This window comes from Acinetobacter brisouii (assembly GCF_008993995.1).
GTDB classification, from domain to species: Bacteria; Pseudomonadota; Gammaproteobacteria; order Pseudomonadales; family Moraxellaceae; genus Acinetobacter; species Acinetobacter brisouii_A.
On the sequence record NZ_BKNN01000039.1, the window covers coordinates 1 to 22207 of the forward strand.

25 protein-coding genes are annotated in these 22207 nt (G+C 39.2%); 8 read left to right on the forward strand and 17 right to left on the reverse strand.

Going from position 1 to position 22207, the window contains the following annotated elements:
• Positions 1-192: 192 nt before the first annotated feature.
• Positions 193-1509 carry an ammonium transporter gene (locus GBN19_RS10195; protein ID WP_151778059.1) on the forward strand — a complete coding sequence of 439 codons (1317 nt, stop codon included), beginning with the start codon at positions 193-195 and terminating at the stop codon, positions 1507-1509.
• 399 nt (positions 1510-1908) lie between these two features.
• Here GBN19_RS10195 and GBN19_RS16115 read toward each other — a convergent pair whose 3' ends face one another.
• The 4 genes from GBN19_RS16115 to aceI form a co-directional block, all read right to left on the reverse strand.
• The gene (locus GBN19_RS16115; RefSeq protein WP_228271251.1) at positions 1909-2250 is read right to left on the reverse strand and encodes a Hint domain-containing protein; all 342 of its coding nucleotides are present in this window, start codon (positions 2248-2250) and stop codon (positions 1909-1911) included.
• A 222-nt stretch (positions 2251-2472) separates the two neighbouring features.
• A complete protein-coding gene (locus GBN19_RS10205; protein WP_151778060.1) occupies positions 2473-3186 on the reverse strand; it encodes a cache domain-containing protein in 714 nt (237 codons plus the stop codon).
• 62 nt (positions 3187-3248) lie between these two features.
• A complete protein-coding gene (locus GBN19_RS10210) occupies positions 3249-3965 on the reverse strand; it encodes a FadR/GntR family transcriptional regulator (RefSeq protein ID WP_151710307.1) in 717 nt (238 codons plus the stop codon).
• A gap of 584 nt (positions 3966-4549) precedes the next feature.
• Complete coding sequence (gene aceI, locus GBN19_RS10215) at positions 4550-4963, reverse strand: chlorhexidine efflux PACE transporter AceI (RefSeq protein WP_151778061.1); 414 nt, start codon at positions 4961-4963, stop codon at positions 4550-4552.
• 88 nt (positions 4964-5051) lie between these two features.
• Here aceI and aceR point away from each other — a divergent pair, with 88 nt between their 5' ends.
• The 3 genes from aceR to leuE all read left to right on the forward strand — a co-directional run bounded on the left by aceR (position 5052) and on the right by leuE (position 7737).
• Positions 5052-5942 (forward strand): HTH-type transcriptional regulator AceR, encoded by an 891-nt coding sequence (gene aceR / locus GBN19_RS10220; protein ID WP_151710305.1) that lies wholly within the window; start codon positions 5052-5054, stop codon positions 5940-5942.
• 76 nt (positions 5943-6018) lie between these two features.
• Positions 6019-6999 carry a transaldolase gene (tal, locus tag GBN19_RS10225; protein WP_151710304.1) on the forward strand — a complete coding sequence of 327 codons (981 nt, stop codon included), beginning with the start codon at positions 6019-6021 and terminating at the stop codon, positions 6997-6999.
• Positions 7000-7071: 72 nt separating this feature from the next.
• Positions 7072-7737 carry a leucine efflux protein LeuE gene (gene leuE, locus GBN19_RS10230; RefSeq protein WP_151778062.1) on the forward strand — a complete coding sequence of 222 codons (666 nt, stop codon included), beginning with the start codon at positions 7072-7074 and terminating at the stop codon, positions 7735-7737.
• A gap of 14 nt (positions 7738-7751) precedes the next feature.
• Here the strand turns inward: leuE and GBN19_RS10235 are convergent, their stop codons facing one another.
• A complete protein-coding gene (locus tag GBN19_RS10235) occupies positions 7752-8096 on the reverse strand; it encodes a DMT family transporter (RefSeq protein WP_151710302.1) in 345 nt (114 codons plus the stop codon).
• A 330-nt stretch (positions 8097-8426) separates the two neighbouring features.
• Positions 8427-11033 (reverse strand): aminopeptidase N, encoded by a 2607-nt coding sequence (pepN, locus tag GBN19_RS10240; RefSeq protein WP_151778063.1) that lies wholly within the window; start codon positions 11031-11033, stop codon positions 8427-8429.
• Between the two features lie 246 nt (positions 11034-11279).
• On the opposite strand from pepN, the gene GBN19_RS10245 reads away from it, so the two are divergent.
• Entirely contained in the window at positions 11280-11576 is a 297-nt protein-coding gene (locus GBN19_RS10245; protein ID WP_228271252.1) for a hypothetical protein, read from the forward strand.
• Positions 11577-11580: 4 nt separating this feature from the next.
• On the forward strand, positions 11581-11715 hold the full coding sequence (locus GBN19_RS16235) for a hypothetical protein (protein WP_266095382.1): 135 nt from the start codon (positions 11581-11583) through the stop codon (positions 11713-11715).
• A gap of 74 nt (positions 11716-11789) precedes the next feature.
• Here GBN19_RS16235 and GBN19_RS10250 read toward each other — a convergent pair whose 3' ends face one another.
• Positions 11790-12149 (reverse strand): RidA family protein, encoded by a 360-nt coding sequence (locus GBN19_RS10250; protein ID WP_151778064.1) that lies wholly within the window; start codon positions 12147-12149, stop codon positions 11790-11792.
• An 11-nt stretch (positions 12150-12160) separates the two neighbouring features.
• Positions 12161-13258, reverse strand: a complete 1098-nt coding sequence (alr, locus tag GBN19_RS10255; RefSeq protein ID WP_151778065.1) for an alanine racemase — start codon at positions 13256-13258, stop codon at positions 12161-12163.
• Between the two features lie 558 nt (positions 13259-13816).
• Between alr and GBN19_RS10260 the strand changes: the two genes are divergently transcribed.
• Positions 13817-14380: an undecaprenyl-diphosphatase gene (locus GBN19_RS10260; protein WP_151710415.1), complete on the forward strand. Its 564-nt coding sequence runs from the start codon at positions 13817-13819 to the stop codon at positions 14378-14380.
• 61 nt (positions 14381-14441) lie between these two features.
• Here the strand turns inward: GBN19_RS10260 and GBN19_RS10265 are convergent, their stop codons facing one another.
• Entirely contained in the window at positions 14442-15797 is a 1356-nt protein-coding gene (locus tag GBN19_RS10265; RefSeq protein WP_151778066.1) for a nucleobase:cation symporter-2 family protein, read from the reverse strand.
• Between the two features lie 201 nt (positions 15798-15998).
• Here GBN19_RS10265 and GBN19_RS10270 point away from each other — a divergent pair, with 201 nt between their 5' ends.
• The gene (locus GBN19_RS10270; RefSeq protein ID WP_151778067.1) at positions 15999-16538 is read left to right on the forward strand and encodes a lecithin retinol acyltransferase family protein; all 540 of its coding nucleotides are present in this window, start codon (positions 15999-16001) and stop codon (positions 16536-16538) included.
• A 327-nt stretch (positions 16539-16865) separates the two neighbouring features.
• On the opposite strand, the gene miaE is transcribed toward GBN19_RS10270, so the two are convergent.
• Genes miaE through lepB form a run of 8 tightly spaced genes read right to left on the reverse strand, consistent with a single transcriptional unit; the run spans position 16866 to position 22201 of the window.
• Positions 16866-17522 (reverse strand): tRNA-(ms[2]io[6]A)-hydroxylase, encoded by a 657-nt coding sequence (gene miaE / locus GBN19_RS10275; protein ID WP_151778068.1) that lies wholly within the window; start codon positions 17520-17522, stop codon positions 16866-16868.
• Positions 17522-18250 carry a pyridoxine 5'-phosphate synthase gene (gene pdxJ, locus GBN19_RS10280; protein WP_151778069.1) on the reverse strand — a complete coding sequence of 243 codons (729 nt, stop codon included), beginning with the start codon at positions 18248-18250 and terminating at the stop codon, positions 17522-17524. Before pdxJ ends, miaE begins: the two co-directional genes overlap by 1 nt.
• 14 nt (positions 18251-18264) lie before the next feature.
• Positions 18265-18981: a DNA repair protein RecO gene (gene recO, locus GBN19_RS10285; protein ID WP_151778070.1), complete on the reverse strand. Its 717-nt coding sequence runs from the start codon at positions 18979-18981 to the stop codon at positions 18265-18267.
• Between the two features lie 8 nt (positions 18982-18989).
• Entirely contained in the window at positions 18990-19202 is a 213-nt protein-coding gene (locus tag GBN19_RS10290) for an NF038104 family lipoprotein (RefSeq protein WP_151778071.1), read from the reverse strand.
• A gap of 25 nt (positions 19203-19227) precedes the next feature.
• Positions 19228-20247, reverse strand: coding sequence for a GTPase Era (gene era, locus GBN19_RS10295; RefSeq protein WP_171494472.1), 1020 nt, complete (start codon positions 20245-20247; stop codon positions 19228-19230).
• A gap of 2 nt (positions 20248-20249) precedes the next feature.
• On the reverse strand, positions 20250-20951 hold the full coding sequence (gene rnc, locus GBN19_RS10300) for a ribonuclease III (protein WP_151710422.1): 702 nt from the start codon (positions 20949-20951) through the stop codon (positions 20250-20252).
• Positions 20923-21300 carry a DUF4845 domain-containing protein gene (locus GBN19_RS10305; RefSeq protein WP_151778073.1) on the reverse strand — a complete coding sequence of 126 codons (378 nt, stop codon included), beginning with the start codon at positions 21298-21300 and terminating at the stop codon, positions 20923-20925. The genes rnc and GBN19_RS10305 overlap by 29 nt, the downstream gene beginning before the upstream one ends.
• 37 nt (positions 21301-21337) lie before the next feature.
• Positions 21338-22201: a signal peptidase I gene (gene lepB, locus GBN19_RS10310; RefSeq protein WP_151778074.1), complete on the reverse strand. Its 864-nt coding sequence runs from the start codon at positions 22199-22201 to the stop codon at positions 21338-21340.
• Positions 22202-22207: the final 6 nt, after the last annotated feature.

Genomic DNA, 22207 nt, shown 5'->3' on the forward strand with positions numbered 1-22207 from the left:
TCTATGTTCCTTCATCACGATAAGATTATCGATTAAAAACAACCATTTGATTTATCAGCCGTTATATTAAATTTATTTTTTATAAAATCTGGTACAAGAATTGCTTATAACCAAAATGAAATTAATATTCTTTAAAAGAATATTTAAAAATAATCCGCATCTCGCTTATTTATCGCAAAACAGGAGGGATCTATGAATTCCCGTTCTTTGATTCAACTGGCTTTGGGGAGCCTGCTGTTTACCCCTGTCTACGCATTTGCTGCCGATGCACCCTTTGATGCCGCATCTACGGTTTGGGTCATGATCTCTGCCATTTTGGTGCTGATCATGTTTATTCCAGGCTTGGCACTATTTTATGGTGGCATGATTCGCGCTAAAAACATCCTGTCAATTTTTTCGCAATTCTTTGCCATTGCTGCTGTTGTGGGTATTTTATGGGTGAGTTTTGTATATAGTTTGGTTGCCGATACCACAGGCATGACTGAAGGCTCACTGAACTTGTACAGTTTTGTCGGTGGCTTAAGCAAAGCTTTTATGCATGGAATTAGCGAGAAAACACTCATCGCAGGTGTACCCGAATATGTTATCGCTGTATTTGGGATGACCTTTGCCATGATTACACCTGCCATTGCTGTGGGTGGCTACGCTGAACGCATGAAATTCAGCGCTGTGGTTTTATTTGGGGCATTTTGGCTGATCTTAGTTTATGGACCACTGGCACACATGGTCTGGGGTGGTGCAGGTGCAATCATGCACAACTGGGGCGTACTCGACTTTGCTGGCGGTACAGCCGTACATATCAATTCGGGCGTTGCTGCACTGGTTGGAGCACTGATTTTAGGTAAGCGTAAAGGCTGGCCAACCGCGTCTATGCCACCACATAACTTGGTCTTTACCATGATTGGTGCAGCACTGCTTTGGGCGGGCTGGTTCGGGTTCAATGTTGGCTCGGCACTCGCAGCTAATACTACAGCGGGTCTTGTCCTCATGACCACCATGATAGCAACATGCGGTGGAATCGTCAGCTGGATGTTCATTGAAAAAATGGTGGCTGGTCACGTTACTTCATTGGGTCTCGCATCTGGCGCGATTGCGGGCTTGGTGGGTATTACTCCTGCCGCAGCTTATGTCGGTGTATTCGGTGCGATTGCTGTCGGTATGATCACCAGTGTTTGCTGCTTCTTTGCAGTCACTGGTTTAAAACGTAAATTTGGTTTTGACGATGCACTTGATGTCTTTGCCTTGCATGGTATTGGCGGTATGGTGGGTGGCGTGCTCACAGGTATTTTTGCTGCACCGTCTTTAGGCGGGAACATTGCCAATTTAGCCATCGGCTCGCAAGTGGTTATCCAGCTGATGGGAATTGGTTTAACCGTTATCTATTGTGGTTTCTTTACATGGCTCATTTTGACTGTTATTGATAAAACCATCGGTTTACGCGTCAGCGCTGAAGAAGAGCAGCAAGGACTTGATGTTAGCGATCACAATGAAAAAGCCTATAATCCTTAATTGTTTCTTATAAAACCAATATCCGCAGTTTCAGACTGCGGATAGTCTATGAGATTCATATTCATTCAAGTTCACATCTGAAACTTTGTAGAATTTCTTTTAATCTAAAATTTATGCATTGTTGATTAATGACAGAAGAATCATATTCTATGCCCCCTCGATCTTCATCACATGAAACATAAGGTTACTTGTTTGTTTTTTAGGGCGTGTCCTCATTTCATTTTATGAGGCAAATTAGCTCTTATTTTAGTCAACAAACAATTATATTGTTTACTAAATAATCAAATTCAGGCATAAACATACTCATTTTTGAGCTATTTCTTCAAATAAGGACAAGCCCTAATTTAGCTATGATTTCTCGCCTTTTCGAGCGTGGTAAACTCGTATCATACCAATAGCTTAAATTGATTTTACTATTGGAATATTTTCAGTTTTGACGGTACGGACGACAGGTTTATAGACTAACTCTCCCTCACCACTTTCATCTTTTGACAAAACTCGGTCACCGACCTTGATTTGTTCAATCGGTACAAGACCTTGTTCAGCATGAATCAACGTACCCGCCAAGAAACAGGCAAATTGGAACATTGGACGATTATCAAAATCTGCGTTATAGTCCACCTCATCAATCTGACGCTGGACGACACGTTCTAAATCACTATATTTGAGCGACCGTCCTCCGTCATCTGCTTGCTTAATTGCATGAACAACTGCAGTAATGCTATCAATAGTGCGAGCCATCGTGGCATCAAAACCATCTTGGGTTTTAAGTAAATCTTTTTTTGTCGTGTACAAAGGTTTTATTGAAATTATCCCTCGCTGTTTACAAGCATTAAGCTGTTTCTTTCATTAAATCAAAGTAATGGATACAGAACTATTAAAATTTCTTTTTATATTATCAAACATTGATTCGTTTGCTCTTGGCAAGTTTAAGACCAGAATTTAATCGCTAGACATTATAATTTAAGTCATGGATTTCATCAGCATAAGCTGAAAAGGATGCTGCTGTTGCGTTGATTTTTCTGCTGTTTTCTCACGAAATAATGCACCTGTACGATATTTTGCAGTATTCGATAAAATAATACGGGCATCGTCATTGGTGACTACCGCAATTTGATCAAGCATTTTAAGCTTTGGCAATACCAATTGATCCAGTGTCGATACCAGTAAATCAATCACAATGACCCCAACAAATTGCTGATCAACCATCACAGGATGCGAAAAGGTAATCGTATAAGCATGATTACAAATATAATCGACATAAGGCCCTTCAACATAGGGCTGCTTATTTTCGGCGGGATGATTAAACCAATCAAATAAGCGAAAATCTAGACGCTGCTGCATTTCTTGATAACTTTCAAGCTCTGCTTGCTGAATTTTCTGATCTTTTTTATACCACCACTCTAGTGTCCAATAGCCCTGTTGCTGATCAGTCGCAGCAGAATAACTCGCAAACCCCATACCATGACTATACTGACTCTGCTCCAAAGCAGTTTGAATATAAGTTTGCAAGCGATTTCGGTCAGATTCAGTTAACTTCACACCCCCTTGTGTGAGAATCGAATCTGACGAAAGCACTTGACTGGCTTGTGTTGCCAAATGTTGCGCTGCTTGAGTAATTTCTATTACCACTTGGTTCAACATGGTCTGAATCTGTTCAATTTGCATTTCACTCATGCTTTTCTTCCTTAACTACACTTTTTATCTTGCTAAAACAGAATCAGAATTGTGTTTTGACATTACAATGTGAGCTTATACTCAAGCATTTCATCTGTTAATCCATAAAGCAAATTCTGTGCCTGTTGGGCAGCAGCTTCAGCATCCTGCTGTTGCAAACATGCAAATAGCTTTAGGTATTGTGCAACAGTTTGCAGATGAATTTTATCGTTTTTATACAATGTCGCAACCAATGGCAACCATTCTGTTTGAATAGCAAGCTCATGATTGGCTAGTCTTGACGATTGAGCATATGCAACAAGCGTCAACAAGCAACGCATGTCTGTTTGAGCTCGTATGTCTGGCTGCTCTGCATTTTGGAAAACCAAAATCAGTTCATGCAGTTTGGTCAATTGTTGCGAGGTTGTTCGCTGAGTCGCAAGTTTGGCACTATGCGATAAAATCGCACTGTGAAACTCCGATAAATCGGCGAGGTATTCGTTACTGACTTGGCGTAAAGGTTGCTGCTGTAACACTTGATTTGCAGAAAGCTCACAAACGAAGCTACCTCCATTTCTTCCACGGCGTGTATCAATGAGTCCTTTTACACGCAATGTATTCAGTGCTTCACGCACAGTTACAGGTGACACTCCCATAAGACGCGATAAATCAGCTTCATTCGGAAGCTGTTCATTTGCTTCAAGCAGCCCTGCAATAATTGCATTACCTAATCGTTCTACGACCTGTTCAGAACGTGTCGCTTGACCGATTGGTGCATATATAACGGTATGTGCTGTCATCGCTAGTTCTCGTCTAAATCAAGCTTCATGCTTGATACGGTAGGCTAAAAAATAAAAGCTCTCCATAAAACCAGTCATCCCTATTCTTTCTAGTCAATCTCTAAAATCAGATATTGCTGAAATTCCATTTCTGATTTTGATGTATTGGGCATTGATCTGTTTTCCAGATCATTCTTCGCTCAATTAATCATCAACTATTGTTTTACGGATGCAGGGATTATAACAAATCGCTTTTCAATTGATGTTGTTTCTTGAAAAATCAACGATAATTTTGACAAATTAAAATGATTGGCTGCATTAATCTCATAAAAACCCTCTGAATATCTGAAAATGAGCGGCATTATTTATCTAATTGATAATTTTTTCCACTTTTTTATTACATAGTTTTTAATTCATATTAAATATAAGTTATTGCTTAATATAATTAATTTAAATAAAAAAATGACATATAATTTAGTATACAAAATGCAATTGGATATAAAAATTTATTCAGATCAATATACGATTTTATTTTATTGTTTTGTAAATAATAGACTTGCACTATAAATTTATCATTTTTAGCCTTCTATAAAATTGGGTTATTTCTAACCCAAACAGTATTTTCTTTCAATAAAATCAAAACACCATTGAAAAATAAACGTATAAACTAAAATACATAAGGTTATACTAATATCAAGCAATAACGCATTCCAAAAACTTAAATTCAAACTATATGCAATTAATGGCACACTAATAAACAACAGCCCGCCCTCGAAACCTATAGCATGCAAAACACGTACAGCAATGCCTCGTTTTAGATGCAAATAACATTCCAACTTCTCAAATAAATTGTTATAAATCATATTCCAAAACACAGAAATAATCGCCATTGCCAAACCTAAGCTTCCTGTCAGTTCCATCGGCATTTGCAATAGATAACTCAGTGCAATACTCATCATCAGCAATAAAATTGCTTCGTAACTGATTGCATGAACCCACCGCTTTTTTGACATCAACATAAAATTTCATCTTTTTCACTTGGAGTAAATCCATTTTATTTTTATAATTTTGATTAATCGAATTAGATTCTTTCAGAAATATTGATAGATGAATATTAATCAAGAACAACTCAATATTTTTAAAACAGTCATGGAAACTGGCTCTTTTTCTGCTGCTGCACGACAACTGGGTAAAGTTCCATCTGCAATTAGTATGTCAATTGCCAATTTAGAAATTGATCTTAATCTGAAATTATTTGAACGGATTGGTCGTGAGCCTAAACCCACAGATCAAGCCCATGTTTTGTATAAAAAAACGCTGCTCTTACTCACAGAAATACAACAGTGGGCTCAACACGCACATGCGCTCAGTACAGGTTTAGAATCAACTCTGAGTATTGTTGTGGTTTCCGAACTGATTCACACCGAATGGACTGACTATATCGCACTGCTCGAACATGAGTTTCCCATGCTGCAGATTGATATTTTTTCTGCACCTCAAGAAGATGCTTTACGAATATTGATGCAAGGTGATGTTCAATTTGCCCTGATGTTTGAGCGTGAATCTCTTGATCATCGTGAATCATTTATTGAATTAAAACAGGAAACTCTTGTTCCTGTGGTTAGTTTGCAGCACCCTTTAGCCCAGCAACAGCAGATTAGTCTTGAAACTTTACGTTATTATCGCCAAGTTATTGTGACTGCAAGAGATCGTCATATTAAGCCTGAACTATTATTTTCTTCCCAATATTGGCGTACTGACAATCATCAACTTGCACTCTCGCTCATTCTGAAAAACCTTGGCTGGGGGTTGCTTCCACTGACGATGCTCCAACAAAACCCACTTTTATATACACAACTTAAAATTTTAGATATTTTGGATATTACGCCTCAACTCGACTATTACATTGATTTAGTTTGGAATAAAGAAGCACGATTGGGGCAAGCCAGCCAGTTTTTGATTGACCATGTTCGTTCACAGCGCCTTAAAAAAGTGTAGTAAGTTGCTTTTTTTTATCTACAGCTATGCTATAAGTAATGAAATTGAAAATTTCTGTTCTATAAAGTTTAAGACAATGACTGATTCAGCTTTATCCCAATTAAAAAAACTCACCACAATTGTTGCTGATAGTAGTGACCTAAGTGCCATTGAACAATTCCGCCCACTTGATGCCACCACCAACCCCTCATTGATTACTGCTGCGGCAAGTCAAGAAAATAGTCGTGAATTAATTGAAGCGGCTTATGATCAAGCCAAAGCTGAAGGCTTAACGCATGATGCTTTGATTGAACGAACCATTGATATTTTAACTGTTAAGTTTGGCGTTGAAATTCTTAAGCTAATTGAAGGACGTGTTTCAACTGAAGTTGATGCAAGCCTGTCTTATAACACCGAAGCCACGATTGCAAAAGCAAAAGAGTTATTAGCCCTATACGCAGGTTATGGCGTAGATCAAAATCGTATTTTGATTAAAATCGCATCAACGTGGGAAGGCATTCAAGCAGCGAAAGCACTTGAGGCTGAAGGTATTCATTGTAACCTAACACTTTTATTTGGTTTGCATCAGGCACAAGCCTGTGCAGATGCTCAAGTAACCCTGATTTCACCATTCGTTGGACGCATTTTAGACTGGTATAAAAAAGCTGAAAATGTTGATCATTACCCAATCGATAAAGATCCAGGGGTATTATCTGTTAAGGCTATTTTTGACTACTATAAATCTCATGGCGTTAAAACAGAAGTTATGGGAGCGAGTTTCCGCAGCACCGCGCAAGTTTTAGCCTTAGCAGGTTGCGATCTGTTAACTGTTGCGCCAAATTTATTGGCTCAACTACAAGAAGATCCGTCAAATGTTGAAGCACAATTAATTGCCGCTCCTTCTAGTCATGAAACTGCGCCTGAATTATTAGAGCATGACTTCAAAACTGCTTTAGAGCGTGATCTGATGGCATCTCAATTATTACAAGCTGGAATTGATGGTTTTATTAAAGCTCGTGATCAATTAAATACGCTACTCCGCCAATCTTTTGGTGAAAATGCAGAATTAAAGCTCTAATATTAACCCTATCTTTTTCACATACCGAAATCGCTTATTACCGCTATTTCGGTTTCTTTATGGTCGCTCATCGTGTTTGGGATTATTGATCTTCCAAAATTCATTATTGGAACTATTTTAATTGTTTTATTGCCTGGTCCAAATTCATTGTATTTACTCGCAACAGCCTCCCGCTACGGTATTAAACGCGGGTATCAAGCAGCGCTGGGGATTTTAACAGGAGATAGTATCCTGATTTTAGCTACAGTACTTGGAGCAGTATCTCTAATTCATAGCTATCCTATTATTTTTACTGTTTTAAAAGTACTGGGCGTTAGTTACTTAGGCTATCTAGGGTTTAAATTATTTTTACACAGTATTGGCATTTGGAAAACTGCCAAACAAAAAAGTTCTGTTCTTGCTGAACCACCAGAAAATAATGAGATAGAGCCTAAACAACTCCACCCATTTCGTACTGCATTGACCATTAGTCTGCTGAACCCCAAAGCGATTCTGTTCTTTCTGTCTTTCTTTGTACAATTTGTTGATCCGAATAGCACTATGCCGATGCTGAGCTTTTTTATTTTAGCTGTTATTTTACAATGCATCAGCTTGAGCTATTTAACCAGTTTGATTTTTGGTGGGCGTAAACTTGCAGGTTATTTCTCTCGACAGCAACATCTTGCCAGTCTTGCAACCTGTGCTGTTGGTGTATTATTTTTGACTTTCGGTGCTAAACTTGCATTTTCTACCATTTAAGAAAATGCAAGAAATTAATGACCTAAAGTTTTGGAAAATAAATTCATAATCAGAACACCTGCAATAATAAAACCGATTCCAATTAAAGCAGGTGTATCCAAAATTTGTTTAAATGCGTAATAGCCAATCATCGCAGTAAATACTATTCCGACACCACTCCAAATTGCATATACCACACCAATATTCAGTGTTTTAGTCACTTGAGATAACAAATAGAATGAGATGCTATAGCATAAAATTACCAAAACAGAAGGGATCAACTGGGTAAAACCTTGTGATTTTACCAAAAATGCTGTTCCTAATACTTCAGCAACAATTGCAAAGGCTAAAAACAGATAGGCATACAGCATCACGTTCATTGACTTTTAACTCAATCAAAAAACATATTTTAAAACATACATCCAACGGTGACTACGTTACTCGACTTCTGTAATAAATATTACAACCAGATAAAAAAAACATCACATCCTTGAAAGCCTGCAAAAATTGATCATACAGCTAGATGTTAAAGCATTTGGAACGATGTCGACATTGGAATTGCACTGCTATTTGCCAAAATGACATAAAAAACGGCTGCAAAACCCTATCGTAAGTCATTTTTTTCTATAACTTAAAAAAGTGCTATTTTCCCATCGAAATTTAGAAAAATAGCACCCTTTTCTATTTAAAAATCAATAAGTTGTTAAATATTAAACACTTAACATACTATTTAATGTTTCAGCGACATTCTTCGATTTCACTTTGGCTTTGAGTGCTAACAATGCCTGTTGTACTTCTGAACGCTGTGGCTCAGCCAAAGTGTACCAACGTGACAACACTTGCAACATACGAGAACCCACAATCGGATTTTTCTCATCTAAATACTGTGCAAGCTCAATAAAGTGCTGTACACCAAAACTCCATGTATTTACAGGATTGGCATTTAAACCACCACTGACTGCACGAATACGGTTGGGTGTTCCCAAATCATAATCTGCATGTGAAGTTAAATACTGAATAGTTTGGGCAGTTGCTTTTGGATGTGCTGCCTGCAACATAAACCACTGATCAAGTGCCAATGGCTCATCGTTGAAACGGTTATAGAAATCATCCAAACATGCTTGGGCTTGTGGTGCATCATTCCAGACCAATACTTTCAAAGCACCTAAGCGCTCAGACATATTACCAGTGCTTTGATACTGCTGTTCAGCCCATGCAAATGTATCTGCATCGCCCTGACGTGCCATATAGCTCAGTGCAATATTTTTGAGTGCACGCTCACCCATCGCCTGTGAAAATTCATTTTGTAACTCAGGATCAAGCGACTGATAGGTTTCTTTCCAAAAAGTTCCCATCTCTTTGGCTAAAGCATTAGTTAAAGCATGGCGCTTTTCATGAATCACTTGTGGCTGATAATCTTGATCAATACGGCTACCCAAATAACCCTCAGCAGGCACATCCAGTAAACGCGAAGCCAGTAATGGATCTTTTTGTACCAGTTCAGGCAGGGTATTTTTCAGCGCTTGAATATAAGCTTGAGCAGCATGATCTTCCAGTAAAATACGTTCAAGCAGTGTTTGAGTCGCTTGCCACTGGTTAAAACCATTGGTTTCATGCTGAATTAAAAATGCCAATTCATCATCTGAATAGTTAAAGTCTAAATTCACAGGTGCAGAGAAATTACGCAGTAATGACACCACAGGTTGTTCAGTCACACCCGTAAATTCAATGGTTGCCTGATCTTGATCAAACAAATACACACCATCTTTTACTTCATTCACAAACAAATCTGGTGAATGCAGCGTGTATTGTTCACCTGTTTTGGCATTAAACAACGCCAAAGCCACAGGAATCGGTACGGCTTTCAGGTTTGGATATTTAGCATGCGCTTTTAAACTTTGCTTGAAGCTGACGCGATAAGTCTGAGCCGCAGCATCATACTCGCCTTTTGCTTCGAGTTTTGGTGTGCCCGGTTGGTTGTACCAATTTAAAAATGCTGATAAATCGACACCCGAACCCGCTGAAAGTGCAGCAACCCAGTCTTCCACGGTGACTGCTTGACCATCGTGACGGCGGAAATATTCATCTGTGCCCTGACGGTATTTGTCTTTACCGAGCAAAGTTGACATCATGCGGTTAATTTCCGCACCTTTTTCATAGACCGTTGCAGTATAGAAGTTGTTGATTTCAACAAAATGATCAGGACGTGGTGGATGTGACAGTGGGCCTGCATCTTCAGGGAATTGATGCGATTTAAGCACCGCAACATCATCAATACGCTGTACCGCAGCCGATTGTAAATCTTCCGAAAAAGACTGATCACGGAATACTGTTAAACCTTCTTTTAAGCACAACTGAAACCAGTCACGGCAGGTAATACGGTTGCCTGTCCAGTTATGGAAATATTCATGTGCAATAACCGACTGCACACGCATAATCGCGGCATCCGTCGTGTATTCTTCATCGGCAAGTACACAAGAGGTATTAAAGATATTTAAACCTTTATTTTCCATTGCGCCCATATTGAACTGGCTGACCGCAACAATCATATAGTTATCAAGATCGTAAGCACGACCATAATGTTCTTCATCCCAACGCATGGAATGTTTTAAGGCTTCCATCGCGATGTGACACTTTGGAATATCTTTTTCAATCGCATAAATTTCTAAAGCAACATCACGCCCTTCTGAAGTTACATAACGATCTTTTAGGACAGCCAAATGACCAATCACACAAGCAAACAGATAACTTGGTTTTTTGGTTGGATCTTGCCAAATCGCATAGTGACGACCCTCGCCCGTTTCACCTGTTTCTAGTAAGTTACCATTGGCAAGTAATACAGGATATTTTTTATCGGCTTCAACGCGCGTCGTAAAGACGGATAAGACATCTGGACGGTCAGGATAAAAGGTAATTTTACGGAAACCTTCTGGCTCGTTTTGCGTAACGAATAAATCACCAGCCTGATACAAACCTTCTAACATGGTATTGCTTTCAGGGTGAATCACCACTTGGGTCTGAATCATTGCCTGATCAGGCACATTGGACAGCACCAACTGTTCAGCATCAAGCTGATATTCAGCTTCAGACAGCAAATCACCATTTAAACGAATTGATTTCAGTTCCAAATCGCGCCCTAAAAGCACCAAATCCCCTGCTGTTTGACGTTGTACCTTCAAGGTTGCATCAACAATCGTATGATCAGCATAAACCTGAATATTGAGATCGACCGAATCCACTAAAAAACTGGGCTTTTGGTAATCTTTTAAATAAACGGTTTGATCGGCTTCTACCACTGGATTTGCTGCAATATTCATAGATCTTCCTAATTTTATTCTGAACTTGAGACCACATGATTTGATCATACGTGGAGTTGTTTCAGTTGTCTTTAGCGGTTATTTGTTAATATTGGGCAATTTGCTGTATTTTCAATTGAATTATGTTTTAGTGATGAAATCACAGACAATTTTACTGGTTAGAAATCTTCATAGAGCGCTAAAGCGATTTGTTGAGTCTATAAGGTACATATCAAAAAGCCCAATCACATAAAAATGGAGCAAAAAATGGGTTTTATTAACGCAAAAATTACTGAGCAAGACCGTTTAGATTATGGACTCGATGATTATGCTATTCCATATTTTAAAAGTGCAAGAAATTGGACAATTGACCAAGAAAACAAGATGTTCTTATTCCGTACTTGGAAAGGACATGAGTTAGGTGTAGATACCCATATTTCGGTTTGGTTATTTGGTGTTAATGGGGGATTAGTGGAATTCACCAAAGAAATTTTAAAATATAAAAAAAATAGAAGATGGACATTATTATTCCCAACAAAAACTGACAGATCTTCGAATCATTGAAGACGTGAATGTGGATCGGCAGCAACTGTTACAACAGATTGTTGAGGCGATGGAAGTCTGCCAAGAGGTAACACCAATTCCTCCTAGACCATCCATGAAAAGTTATGATCTTTGGGTTGACGTAAATGAGGTGCTTTAAAGCGATCAATTTTGATCTAGATATGTCCCAATTTGATCAAATCAGGACATATTTAGATTGTACAACTAACAAACTCAGATTTGAGCTGCTGTAACCGCAATTTCAATTAACCAGTTCGGGTTAACTAAATCTGCTTGAATGGTCGCGCGTGCAGGCGTTGCACTGCCTTTTAACCAGTCCACCCAGATTGCGTTAAATTTCGGGAAATCTTCTAGGTTTTTGATGAAGACCTGAGCTGAAATCAATTTAGTTTTATCGGTGTTTGCCAAAGCCAACAACTCATCAATCGTTGCCAAGATCTCTTTGGTTTGACCTTCAATATCCAAGTCAGTGTTTTTAGGTACTTGACCAGACAAATAAACAACGCTATTGAATACAGTCACTGCACTCATGACTTCCGTTGTTTTAAAATGCTCAATGCTAGAATTTGACATGCATGATTTCTCTACGGTTGATTTAAAAAAGTAACTCGTGATGTGACAGCGCACATCAGTTCATAGCCGACTGTTCCAGATGCGCTTGCAACGTCATCAATCGGTAAAATTGTGCCTGAAGAAGATTTACCCCAAAGTACAACTTCACTGCCCACTTGTGCATCGCTAATATGGGTGACATCGACAGCCAGCATATCCATACTGACTCGCCCAATCAATTGAGTTCGAACCCCATTCACCAAAACTGGCGTACCTGTTGGAGATATACGTTGATATCCATCGGCATAACCACAAGCCACGATACCGATTTTCATTGGGCCTTGTGTCATAAATGTTGAACCATAGCCAATCGTTTCATGATCTTGCAAATCCTGAATCGCGATTAACTCACTTTTCAAAGTCATAGTTGGTTGCAGGTTCCAGTCTTGGATGGTGTGTGTTGGATAATCTGGTGAACTACCGTAAAGCACAATCCCGCTACGCACATAATCTGAATGAAGCTTATAGCGAAGAATAGCTGCACTATTACTGATTGAGCGTTTACCCGGTAAATCTTTGACAGTTTCTTCAAAGGTTTCTAATTGATAATTAATGCCTGGTTGTCCTAAACGCTCACCATCTGCATCGGAAAAATGCATCATATGTGTGATGCTTTTGATTGCAGGATTTGAGTTGAGTTGATTCCAAGTACTGATATATTCGCTCGGTTTAAAGCCTAAACGGTTCATCCCGCTATTCATTTTTAAAAATACATCAAATTGAGCAGGATATTGATGCTGCTGAACCCATTTCACCTGTGTTTCATTATGAATGGCAAAACTCAGGTTATATTGAGTGCAATCAAAAAGGTCTTGTGGTGAGAATATCCCTTCAAGCAATATAATCGACCCTTCCCATCCTAAAGCACGTAACTTCTTCGCTTCAGCAATATCGAGTAGCGCGAAGCCATCTGCGGTTTTAAATGCATTGTAAACATTTTCAATGCGATGACCATATGCGTTTGCTTTGACTACGGCAAAGACCTGACTATTTTCAACGGTACTGCGAACCATAGCCAAGTTATGTGCTAATGCTTCATGATGAATAATTGCCGTAATTGGACGTGACATCGTTTATTCCCAACCTGTATTTGAAATCTTGATGAATGACTATGTGTCCTTTTCACCTATTTCTAGATGCTGCTCTCTAAATGGATAACTTAAAGAAGAAGGTTTGACGTACTGAGTTGATCATTTGCATCGCGTCCACGACCAAAAAATGCATAGAAAATACGAGTATATTTTCATTGCTTGACCTTCAAGATGATGTAAATCGTTGGCTGTATGACAGATAAATTTGAGAGCTTCGCCCTCAAAATCTATTTTGATTCATCCAATGAATCCACCCGTTAAACCCATCTAACTCTAGTTAATTCAACCAGTATATTTTTAAATAACTAGGTGATTTCACTATTTTTATGATTTATTTATAGATTATTTATTTATTTTTCTCGTCTTTATTAGAAAAAAGCCAATAATTTTTTATCGCTCTGATGCAATGAGATCAAGACTCTTCAATTAAGCCTTGCTTAGGTTTCATTCACATGAAACCTAAGCAAGGCTTAATGTTCAAATTATTCAATCATGACTAATTTAAATTTAAAGCGCTGTTGCTTTGCTGAGGTCAGAATGTCACTTGAGATGCTGAATTTCCGATTATTTGAGTTATTCAATGCATCGGCAAATCCTAATCCTATCTTAGTTAAATTTGCGATGTTCGTTTCACATGACTTTGTGACGATTTTTGCAATCGGATTAGTTGCTTTAGCGCTGTTTAGACCTAAACGCTTTAAATTTATTGCAATTAAAGCAGCCGTATTTACAGCGACCACCTCCATCATCGCAGCAATTATTGACAAGTTGTACTATCACCCTCGCCCATTTGTGTTGGATATGGGGCATACCCTGATTCATCACGGTGTAACCAACTCTTTTCCAAGCCATCACATGCTCGCCATGAGTAGTATGGCACTGGCAGTTTTCTTGTTTAGCCGTGAAAAATTGATTGGGGCAATCTGTGTCATTTTGGCTTGGGTTGTAGGTTGGTCACGAGTTTATCTTGGCGTACATTTTCCTGTTGATATTGTCGGCGCTTTTTTGATTGCGTTATTTATTAATATTTTGGGTCACTTGGTTTTATACAAATATCTCGAATTTCGTGAAGCACGCAAGAAACTTTCTGTTCAAATTTAAGCGACTTAACTTCGTTCATCATTAGCACATAAACATTGATGAACGAAGTCTATCATTTTGATTAATGCTGTACCGAAGAGATTGGTAACGCTGTTGTTTTTTCAGATTTTTTATTTAAAAATAAATGATTAAAGAAAATATTCAAAGTCACAGCAACCACACAAGTTGAACTGATTCCAGAATGAAATAGGGTTTGTACCCATTGTGGGAAATGAGCAAAAAAATCATGACTTATGATTGGAATCATTCCCACAGCAATTGCCACAGCCACAATAATTAGGTTTTTTTGATCCTGATAATTCACTTGTCCCAAAGCACGAATTCCACTCGCAGCAACTGTACCAAACAAAACTAAACCTGCTCCACCTAAAACAGGGGTCGGAATCGCGGCAATAAAGCGCCCCATCACAGGCAATAAGCCCAATAGCACCAAAATTGCTCCGCCTGCTGCCACAACAAAACGGCTTTTTACTCCCGTAATTGCCACCAAACCTACATTCTGCGCAAAAGCACTTTGCATAAATGTTCCAAAAAATGGCGCAATCGCAGAAGATAACATATCGGCACGAAGTCCATTTGCAATCCGTTTTTGATCAATCGGCGTTCCAATAATTTCTCCAACTGCCAAAATATCAGCTGTGGTTTCTGTCAAGGTTACAATCATAACAATAGACATGGCAATAATCGCAGGAACTTCAAATACAGGGAAGCCAAAAGCCAAGAAATTCGGCACGGCAAACCAATCCCCTACCGCCACTTTGGAAAAATCTGTAAAACCGAGTACATAAGCACATACTGTCCCAAGCACAATTGAAAGTAAAACAGCCAGACGGCGAATTGCTTCATTTCCGATTTTGCTTAAGACCAGTAAAATCAGCAATGTCAGTCCTGCAAGTCCAATATTTTCTAAAGATCCCCAATTTGGTGCTTTATCGTTGCCACCCATTGTCCAGCGTAGTGCAACAGGCAACAATGACAGCCCAATAACGGTAATGACCGAACCTGTGACCACAGGCGGAAAGAAATGTACAATTTTGGCGAAAAATGGTGCTATGAGAAGACCAATCACCGCACTGGCAAAGACCGCACCTAGAATTGCAGGAAAACCGCCACCCGATGTTCCAATCGCAATCATGCTCGCAACACCTGCAAAAGAAACACCTTGAACCAGTGGTAATTGAGCACCGAACCAACGCATTCCTAAAGTTTGCAATAAAGTTGCAAGACCACCAACAAAGAGTGACGCTGTAATGAGCATCCCGATTTGTGCAGCTGTTAGCCCCACTGCTGCCCCTACAATTAAGGGTGGAGCAACAATGCCACCATACATGGTCAATACATGTTGCAAGCCATAAGCCAAGCTCTTACCTACACCTAAAAACTCATGCTCTGGAGAGATCTGATTGGTAGATGCCATTATTGATTGTCCTTTTTTGCATTGATAAATTTACCTAACGATAAAAAGAGCAATTAATATGCCAACCAACATCCTGAATATCATGCAACAAAGCTTATACTGAACGTTCACAGCAAACCCGAGTGCTACAATCTACTTTATGTTATGCTGCGACATGTTTTGGATTTGGCGTAATTAAGCTTTGTAGTGTAAAGACATAAAATGGCGAAAGTTCCTTTTAGTATTGGCACACATCTGGTTGTGAAACATTTGGGCTATACTCATCATGGTATTTATGCGGGGCGTGGTCGTGTGATTCACTACTCTGGTTTTGCCCATCTTTTTAAAAAGCATCCCATTGAAATTACGAGCCTTGAGCAATTTTCTCATGGTAAAAAAATTGCTGTTCGACGTTATCCTAACCCCAAATACAAGGGTCGAGCCGTGATTCGTCGTATGCGCTCACGCATTAACGAAAACCATTATGATCTTATTATTAATAATTGCGAACACTTGTGTAGCTGGGCAATTACGGGGATTGAAAGTAGTCCACAAGTTATTAAAATGATGAATAGGCTTACAACGATTGGCTATGTTAGTTCAATCATGAGTTATATGAATAGTTTATTTTTAACAATTGCAACCACCAGTTTTGCACTCGTGCTGTATATTAAAAAGAAATTACGCGATAAAGCCAAAATGCAAATGCCTAGCTATTTATTTTATAAGCAAGACAATAAAAACAAGCCACCGAAAGTTTAAAAGTTAATGTATACACCCTTTCCAGTTCATAAACAGAATCATTGATATACCATTACCATATATTTTCGTTTAATGAGGTGGCAGTAACCATATTTAGCTCAAAAAACCTCAAGATTTCAGAGAAATATTAATCTTTTGAAGCTATTTATCAAACAAAAAACTCTCTAATATATTGATTAAAATTTATTTTTTAGGGTAAAAATTTATATATCTCGATTGGCTTAAATTACTCAATAAAACTCGCTCTAACCGTCTAAGTAATTATCAAGGCTATTGGTTTTACATAGCTCAATCCTCTCACATGGAGAGGATTTTTTTATGTCTGACTTATGCCGCAACTGTAGCAGGCACACCGCTATGGAAACGGAACGTATCATCTGGACTTTGAATTAGATTTTTCTCTACTTCACGAATCTGAGCAATCCGCTGCTGAATATCCTCTTCAGGATTTTTCATTTTCGCAGTTCTTGCCACATCAAGCGCAAGCGCTAAATAGTCTTCATAGTGGCGTGACTCAGACTTAAGCAAATAACGATAATAACGCCCTAACTCTTCATCCACCAAAGGTGCCAAAGCATAGAAACGCTCACAAGAACGCGCTTCCACAAATGCCCCGATAATCAGAACATCGATTAAAGCCTCAGGCTCATAGGTACGGATTTCTTTACGTAAACCACCCGCATAACGTCCTGCACTGACCGCTTCCCATTCCTGACCACGCTTTGCCATGAACTCTAACACCTGTTCATAATGCAGCATTTCTTCACGAACCAACTGTGCCAGTTTTACTTGCAAATCGGTAAAGAAGCTATAGCGAAACATCAGATTCATGGCGGTGCCCGCGGCTTTCTTTTCGCAGTTGGCATGATCTTGCATCAACAACTCTAGGTTATTGAGTGCTTCATCAAGCCATGCTTTGGGTGTTTCACAGCCCAAAAAACCGATCACTGGCTGCATCAATTCATCATAATCTGGCATAGACATTATACGCTCGCTGCCTGAATTGCGGCTTTCATGCGCTGTACGGCTTGTTCTAAGCCCACAAATACGCTGTCTGCAATAATTGAATGTCCGATGTTCAATTCATGGATTTGTGAAATTGCTGCAATTGGTGCCACATTCTCCAAGTTCAAACCATGTCCTGCATTCACCACCAAGCCTTTTGATGCCGCATATTCAGCGCCCTGAATAATACGTTGCAATTCGTGCTGCTGTGCTTCGGGAGTTTCTGCATCGGCATAAGCGCCTGTATGTAGCTCAATCGTTGCTGCACCACAAGCAACCGCTGCATCAATTTGTGCAACATCAGCATCAATAAATAATGAGACATCGCAGCCAATTGCTGTCAGTTCTTGAGTAGCAGCTTTGACGTGCTCAAAGTTACCCACAACATCCAGACCGCCCTCTGTGGTCAATTCCTGACGTTTTTCAGGAACAAAGCACACGTGATGTGGCTGAATTTCTTTAGCAAATGCCACCATTTCATCGGTCACAGCCAGTTCCAAGTTCATACGTGTTTTTAAAGCTGGGCGCATGCGGCGGACATCATCATCCTGAATATGACGACGATCTTCACGCAAATGCAACGTAATTCCTTCTGCACCTGCTTGCTCACAAATCAGTGCAGCTTTGACAGGATCAGGATATTGAGTTCCGCGAGCTTGTCTTAAAGTCGCAACATGGTCAATATTTACACCCAGTAAGGCGGCCATAACGTATTTCCTATTTAGTTCTGAACTTGACGATGCTGTATCCACAACTGCCGACTTTTTAAGGGTCGATCACCCAAAAGTGCGGTTATCATTTGTCGGTAAAGCTTGGTAAGACATTGTAACTGCTGTGCAGAAAAATCCCTACCCTGAATATGTGTTTGCATGCTTAAAATTAGCTCGCCTTGCAAACTGGCTGAACTTCGGCTGATAACAGGTAAAAAACCTTCATTCAGTTGAAATTGATAATGTGCATTTGGCAGCACATCATTTTGGTTGGCATCTTTTGAAAAATCGATGGCATAGCCGAGTTCTTGCAAAAGCACATGCTCAAACTGACGCAAAATCTGCTTTAAAAATTCAGGACGCTCTGCTTCGGCATAACTATTAAGATGCTGTAAATTTTGCACTGCAGATGCATATTGCAAAAAACTCTGCGGTAATGCTTCTTCTAATGGGCAGAGTCTTAAAATCAATTCATTCAGATAAAAGCCACAAAAAAAGGCATCTCCATGAAAAAATATCGGCTGAGATTGAATTTCGAGCTGACTAAAGTTTTTTAACTCTGATTTTCCAGAAGCTTGCAGACGCAACGGTTGATATTGAGGAGGTGAATTTTGCCGCAACATACCATCAATACGCCCAAATTCCTGACTAAAAATATGAATAATGTGGCTACGTTCACGGTATTTTCGATGATGAATCAAATATCCATGTAAGACTTGATTACGCATTGAATGATTTAATCTTTCTCTTGATTTTTTTGTTTTTCTTGATTGTTAGATTTGTCTTTATCATCATCCCCATCAGGGGTTACAGCACGCACAACAGCGGCTGTTCCTTTAACCACACCTTTGGTGGTTTTATAAGCAACTTTAATGGGAACAGTCACAATACTAGTAATACACCCCTGCAATAAAATTACAGTTGCTAAAATAATACCTATTCGTATCATGCTGTTCCCCTCTATAGCGAAGCAATTAAATATCGCTATAACCTAAACTTTTCAATGCACGTTCATCATCAGACCAGCCACCTTTGACTTTCACCCAAAGTGTCAGCATGATTTTCTGTTCAAACATTTTTTCCATATCAACACGTGCATCCATACCAATACGTTTCAGTTTTGCACCTTTATCACCAATGACAATGGCTTTTTGACCTTGGCGTTCGACAAAAATGGTCGCATCAATATAAGTACATGCTGGTTTTAAACGACCTGTTTTTTCATGTACGGTCGGTTCTTCAGTACGGAAAGACTCGATCTGCACAGTCAAATCGTAGGGAAGTTCTTCCCCCAATTGACGCATGATTTTTTCACGGATGATTTCACTTGCCAAGAAGCGCTCTGAACGATCCGTAATCTGGTCTGGTGAATACAATGGTTCAGAAAATGGCAAATAGCTTTCGATCGTATCGCGTAAATGATCAAGGTTTGCACCACGTAATGCAGAAACAGGAACAATTTCTGCAAACTTCATCAGCTTGGTACGTTCTTGAATCAAAGGTAACAGTGATTTTTTATCTTCAAGCGTATCGACTTTATTGATGACCAAAATGACAGGCATTTGCGCATTTTGTAATTTTTCAAGGACAAGATCATCATTCTGTGTCCATTTTTGTGCATCAACCACAAATAGCACAAGATTCACGTCACGCAATGCTGAATGTGCAGCACGGTTCATCATTTTATTGATGGCGCGAACTTCTTTTTTATGCATCCCTGGGGTATCAACATAAACCGCTTGTGACTTTTCACGAGTGTCGATACCGATAATTTTATGGCGTGTTGTTTGTGGTTTACGTGACGTAATTGACAGCTTTTGTCCTAGCAAGTGATTCATGAGAGTCGACTTGCCGACATTCGGACGTCCAACAATTGCCACAAAACCACTTCTGAAGTCAGCAGGCAGCGCGGCACTTTGTGAACTAAAAAATTGATTGATCAAATCAGAATTTTCAGGGTTCACAGATTGATCGTCTGGTTGATCAGATGACATCGTCATGCTGTTTTTTGCTCCAATAATTTTAAAATTTCAGCCGCCGCAGACTGCTCTGCAAAACGTCGACTGCTACCTTCACCCAGTGTTATTGGAAAATCTTCCACTTTGCACACGACTTTGAAGTGCTGATTCGGCGCATCGCCTTGAATATCCGTCACTTCATACACAGGTAAAGGTTTTTTGTGTGCTTGTAAATATTCTTGTAAACGCGACTTTGGATCTTTGAGCTGGTCCGTTGGTTCAATATGACTAAAATAAGGTGCATACCATTTTAGAACAATTTTTTTCAGAACCTCTAAATCAGCACAATCCAGATAAATCGCGCCAATAATGGCCTCAACTGTATCTGCTAAGATAGATTCTCGATGATGTCCACCTGATTTTAACTCACCCGTACTCATAATCATATACTGGCTGAGTTTCAAATCATTGGCGATCTTTCCTAAAGCTTCTTGTCTGACCAATGTTGCTCGCATTCTCGTCAGACGCCCTTCATTTTCATGCGGATAGGCATGATAAAGGTAATGTGCGATCATCATACCCAACAATGAATCGCCTAGAAACTCTAGGCGCTCATAGTTATATTTGTGACTCACCGAGCGATGAGTTAATGCAAGCTGAAGTAATTCAGGTTGTTTAAACTCATAGCCGATTTGCTGAGCTAAGCGAAAATTACTTAGCTTGGACTGTCCTTTGATCAAAATTTTTCTCGAAGCTTAAAACTAAATCAATATTTAATAGAAAATGCCGACGCACTTCATAGTGCTTCGTCACATGCAATTGTCCACCATCATTAGACACCTTGGCAATATTTTCCATCTTTAAATCATTAATGTTATTCATTGATAAACGATCATTCATATTTGAAATAAATTTAGAAGGTGTCAGATTTGAATCATTTTCTAGCAAGGTCGATTCGATTTGCTTATTGATGATGTGGTCATCCCAATAAGCAGGCCAAATTGCCACGACGATCTTTAAAATCATTGACGCGACAATTACCCCTAGTAGAAAAGTACTATACGATGCCCCATGTTGAAATTTACGCATTTTTATTATCCATAATCCAGATTATTCAAGTTGGTTTTTAACTGATTTTACCATTTCGAGAAAAACTTGGAAGATGTAAACCTGGTTCTTTATGCATCCAAACATAAAAAGCTCGTCCAGTTAAGTTTTCTTCAGGTACAAATCCCCAAAAACGACTATCTGCACTTTCATCACGGTTATCGCCCATCGCAAAATAATGTCCTTGAGGAACGGTCACCTCCCAAGCCTTACCATCACTTTGTACAAAAGTCTTATTCAGATTGGCAACAAATGGAATCGCACTCGCCTGATTTTGACTCATTGCATAATTGTATTGCTCAATTAATGGGTCACGACCTTCCAAATGACGAACCAAATGCTTATGCGTACCTAGGGTTTCATAGGTATATTTTGGCTGAAATGACGACAACTGATCTTTTTCACGACTAAATGGCGTGACTGTTGTTGCAACAGCCTGACCATTAATAAATAGTTTGCCATCATGATAAGCCACACGATCACCCGGTAAACCCACCACACGTTTAATATAGCTAATACTAGGTTGTAATGGATAACGGAAAACGATCACTTCGCCACGTTGGGGTTCCCCAATATTAATCACTTTTTTATTGATCAAAGGCAAGCGAATGCCATAATCAAATTTATTGACCAAAATAAAATCACCTGTTTCTAAGGTTGGTACCATAGAATCAGATGGAATATTAAATGGTTCATATAAAAATGAACGTAGAATCAGAACAACTGCTAATACTGGCCAAAAATCATAAGCCCATGTAATAATGACGTTTTCATTGCCTCGCCCTTTGTTGGCTCTTTGTTTGAGTTTGACTTTATCGAGTACCCAAACAAAAAACAAAATCAAGGTAACGGGAACGAGGATCAAATTAAAATCAAAATCCATGGACTT